The organism is Agarivorans sp. (assembly GCF_050295395.1).
Classification (GTDB): domain Bacteria; phylum Pseudomonadota; class Gammaproteobacteria; order Enterobacterales; family Celerinatantimonadaceae; genus Agarivorans.
The window spans coordinates 1-3,479 of the sequence record NZ_JBNKPP010000307.1 but is presented as its reverse complement, the minus strand read 5'-3'; the positions used below and the strand labels follow the sequence as shown (position 1 = coordinate 3,479).

Below are 3,479 nucleotides of genomic sequence, written 5' to 3'. Positions count from 1 at the left end.
TTGCGTCTCCGTTGCATAGTTTATTTTTTTGCTTGCCGCATCATAGCAAAACCAGCGCACGGGTAAACCACAGATCGAGACTTTTACTGCCAAAAACAAGCAAATTAATTATCTAAATCGGGTTTATTACGAATGTTATGCTCGCGTAGCTTATTGGCAATGGCGGTATGAGATAGGCCTAACTTCTTGGCCAGTAAGCGAGAGCTAGGATGTTGTGGGTAATGGTAGCTTAATAATAAGTGTTCAAATTCACCCATCGCCGAATGGTAGTCTTGCTGGAGTAAGCTTTCGATACTCACGTTATCTACCACACGTTCGTGGTGATATTTAATATCGCTCACTTGCCAGCGTTTCATACTGCCTATGTCGATGGAGTCATGTAATACTTGATATAGTTGAGGAATATTCCCCGGCCAGCTCAAAGAACTAAGATAGCGTTTCACTTCACGAGTTAACGGCGGTGGAATTTCCTGATGCTTGGCGTATTGAAAATCTAACCACGACTGGGTTAAAGGAACAATGTCTTCCTTGCGCTGGCGCAAAGGCGGAATATTAATGCTGTTTTTGATCACCGAGTAATAACAATCCCCCCCCCATAAGGCCGCTAATTGCTCGGGCGTATAACGACTAGAAAAGAGCAGGTGTTTAATCCCTAACTGGGGTGCGCTTAAGGCGTTCACCGCATCTTCAATTTCATGACTGCTAAGCCGTTCTACATTGCTCAGCAATACCGTATTCGGTTGTTCGGCAGCAATTTCTGCCAATTGCTCCGACAAGCTATATTCCTGATTATGGCAGCTCACCACGTGAAAACGCTCATCGCCGCCCATCGACATTTCATTCAATAGCCGCGCTAAAAAGCGTTTACCAACGCCGGCTTCACCAAACAGCAGTGTCGGTAAGGGGTGATCAACCAAACGTTTAAGTGCGTTTAAGACGCTTTGAGTTTCATCGCTACTCGCCACTAAACGCCCTTCACTAATGCCCAATTCTATCTGCGATAAGTCAAAGCTAGCTTCTAACCAGTACGCCGATTTAAATAACATAATCGCGCCGGGGAGATGAGAAAATAATGCCGCTTCAGACAGTGGTATCACATCCACCATGAATACCCTGCCGTTGAGTTGGATTTCGACAATCTCTCGTTTGCCTGAGCCACTACCAAACCAACGATGCACACTAAAACCGCGTAAGTGCTTACTGATATCACTACTGGCTAAAGGCTGCAGGGTATCGCCACAGGATTGCTCAAAGGCTTGATTAAACTGGCGAATTTGACCAGATTTATCAATCAGTACCACTGGATAAGGCACGTTGTCTAACAGGATTTGAACTTCTTTGTGTTCAACTTCAGAGGGTAAAGCAGAAACGATACGGGCATCAGACACGCCACTTAAACAGCGGAATTCACTAAGCAATTGCTGAGTCAATGGCAACTCTAACTCACTCAAGTGTAAAAATAAGTGCCCTGTCTCGGCGCTCTGCATCGCTTGCAGCGCTAAGCCATGTTTCACTAAAACATTTAATACGGCACTAAAAACCTGCGTATTTTGCTCACAGTTTAACTCTATGCGCATGCTTGATTCGCTTTATTATCTGACAAAGCAGGCCTCTCGAAATGGGCCAATAAAGGCTGGCTGAGCCACCTCTGAATACACCTAATATCTATCCGTAATATACGCTGAATAGCGCCTCTAATCCCCATTGAGTTCATGGTTTCCTAACTCAAATACTACTTGTGCTCCTTTAGTCTAACCAAAAAAGCGAACTTAACCCAAGCGTCGATTAACATTTGTATGAGTTAATTTGAAGTTGGTGATTCTTTTTATTTGTTTCATAAGTTTTTGAACTGACTATGAAGTTCAAAATCACGAGCCGTTACCACCTTTTCTACTTTTCTTAAACGCTGCTCGAAGTCATCAAACTGATGTTCTAGTTCATTTATGGCATGACTCGGTGTATCACCACGCTGCCACACTTTCTCCTTAATGGTTACCGCATCGTCTTGATACAGAGTCTGCGGTCGCTTATCCAAAAATAGCCATGCAGCACCATAAATAATCAGAAATAATCCCAAATTAGTAATGGCTAAGGTGACAGCAAGAATACGAATTAACCAGGTTTCGGCGCCTAAACTGTGGGCTAAACCAGCACAAACGCCAGCCAACTTGCCATTATTAGGATCGCGATATAAAGGTTTATCAAACATTAACGCTGCCTCCAATGCGGAATGCTTTCATCCAATATGCCTTCCAGAGCTTTTAGCCGGCTCGACATTTCTTGCGCGCGAGCGCTCAAAGCATTTAATTGCTCCCGCTCTTGCTCACTGATGCCATGTTCAATTTGGCGTTTACTTTTGTAATGGAGTATCAGCCATAGCGGAGCAACTATCGCCATGAATAAAATTAACGGGGTAACCAACATAGTAAGCATAGGTTCTCCTATTGCTGCTTAAGCTTTTCTTTGAGTTTATTGAGTTCTTCAGCAATTTCAGCATCTGCGCCTAATTCAGAAAACTGCTTATTCAAATCTGAATGCGCTTGCGATTGACCATACATTTCAGCACGTGCTTCTAATTGATCAATTTTAGCTTGGAATTGTTCAAATTTTTCGCGCGTTTTTATGGCTCGCTCATTATCTAGCTGTTGGCGAACCGCTTGACGATTTTGCGCGGTGGTTTGACGAGCCAATAAACCCGCTTGGCGGTTACGCGACTCACTCAGTTTTAGTTCTAGTTGCTCAATCTCGTGTTGCAATTGCAAAAGGCTTTCATCTACTGCCGCTAACTCTTGCTGTTGCTGCTTAACTGAGTCCTCGGTGTGTTTCTTCTCAATTAAAGCCAGCCGAGCTAAATCGTCTCGCTGGCGACTTAAGGCCAATTCGGCTTTACCTTGCCAATCCTCAACTTGCTCTTGCAATTGAGCAATCTTTCGGTGCAATTGCTTTTTATCGGCTAAGACTTTGGCTGTGCTGGCACGCACTTCTACCAAGGTATCTTCCATTTCTTGGATTATTAGCCGCAACATCTTTTGTGGATCTTCAGCCTTATCTAACATGGCGGTGATATTGGCATTAACAATATCAGCTAAACGCGAAAACAAACCCATGATCATCTCCTAAAGCCTTTATGGCGAGTTATTGATATCTTTCCGCATTACTATTACAAGTCTTATGCCATATCTATAACCACCTGTTTATATTGAATTTAATTCAAATATGGCAAATACCACAAAGCAATGTATAGTTAAATAAACCAATTATTAGTCAAATTAACCAATGGATAAGCCTAGTTTATTGGGTAATGCCCCCAGCTTTCTCGAAGTATTAGATAAGGTGTCTTTACTGGCCCCGCTCAATCGCCCGATATTGGTAATTGGCGAGCGAGGAACAGGCAAAGAGCTTATCGCCGAGCGACTTCACTATCTATCAGACCGATGGGATAAAGACTACTTGAGCTTAAACTGCGCTAGCTTAAACCC

At 43.3% G+C, this 3,479-nt stretch carries 5 protein-coding genes; 1 reads left to right on the top strand and 4 read right to left on the bottom strand.

From position 1 onward, the window contains the following. Nucleotides 1-104 precede the first annotated feature (104 nt). The 4 genes from ACQY6Q_RS18405 to pspA all read right to left on the bottom strand — a co-directional run bounded on the left by ACQY6Q_RS18405 (nucleotide 105) and on the right by pspA (nucleotide 3,107). Nucleotides 105-1,577, bottom strand: a complete 1,473-nt coding sequence (locus ACQY6Q_RS18405) for a TyrR/PhhR family helix-turn-helix DNA-binding protein (RefSeq protein ID WP_427983673.1) — start codon at nucleotides 1,575-1,577, stop codon at nucleotides 105-107. A gap of 257 nt (nucleotides 1,578-1,834) precedes the next feature. Beyond that, nucleotides 1,835-2,209, bottom strand: coding sequence for an envelope stress response membrane protein PspC (gene pspC / locus ACQY6Q_RS18400; RefSeq protein ID WP_427983671.1), 375 nt, complete (start codon nucleotides 2,207-2,209; stop codon nucleotides 1,835-1,837). Beyond that, nucleotides 2,209-2,433 (bottom strand): envelope stress response membrane protein PspB, encoded by a 225-nt coding sequence (pspB, locus tag ACQY6Q_RS18395; RefSeq protein WP_427983670.1) that lies wholly within the window; start codon nucleotides 2,431-2,433, stop codon nucleotides 2,209-2,211. Before pspB ends, pspC begins: the two co-directional genes overlap by 1 nt. 8 nt (nucleotides 2,434-2,441) lie before the next feature. Further along, nucleotides 2,442-3,107 (bottom strand): phage shock protein PspA, encoded by a 666-nt coding sequence (pspA, locus tag ACQY6Q_RS18390; RefSeq protein WP_427983668.1) that lies wholly within the window; start codon nucleotides 3,105-3,107, stop codon nucleotides 2,442-2,444. 169 nt (nucleotides 3,108-3,276) lie between these two features. Between pspA and ACQY6Q_RS18385 the strand changes: the two genes are divergently transcribed. Then, nucleotides 3,277-3,479: sigma 54-interacting transcriptional regulator (locus ACQY6Q_RS18385; protein ID WP_427983666.1), on the top strand; the 203-nt coding region annotated here is incomplete at its 3' end.

What these genes read in the sequence shown, in the direction of transcription:
- ACQY6Q_RS18405 (WP_427983673.1), bottom strand. Translation starts at nt 1,577, where the DNA reads ATGCGCATAGAGTTAAACTGTGAGCAAAATACGCAGGTTTTTAGTGCC.
- pspC (WP_427983671.1), bottom strand. Translation starts at nt 2,209, where the DNA reads ATGTTTGATAAACCTTTATATCGCGATCCTAATAATGGCAAGTTGGCT.
- pspB (WP_427983670.1), bottom strand. Translation starts at nt 2,433, where the DNA reads ATGCTTACTATGTTGGTTACCCCGTTAATTTTATTCATGGCGATAGTT.
- pspA (WP_427983668.1), bottom strand. Translation starts at nt 3,107, where the DNA reads ATGGGTTTGTTTTCGCGTTTAGCTGATATTGTTAATGCCAATATCACC.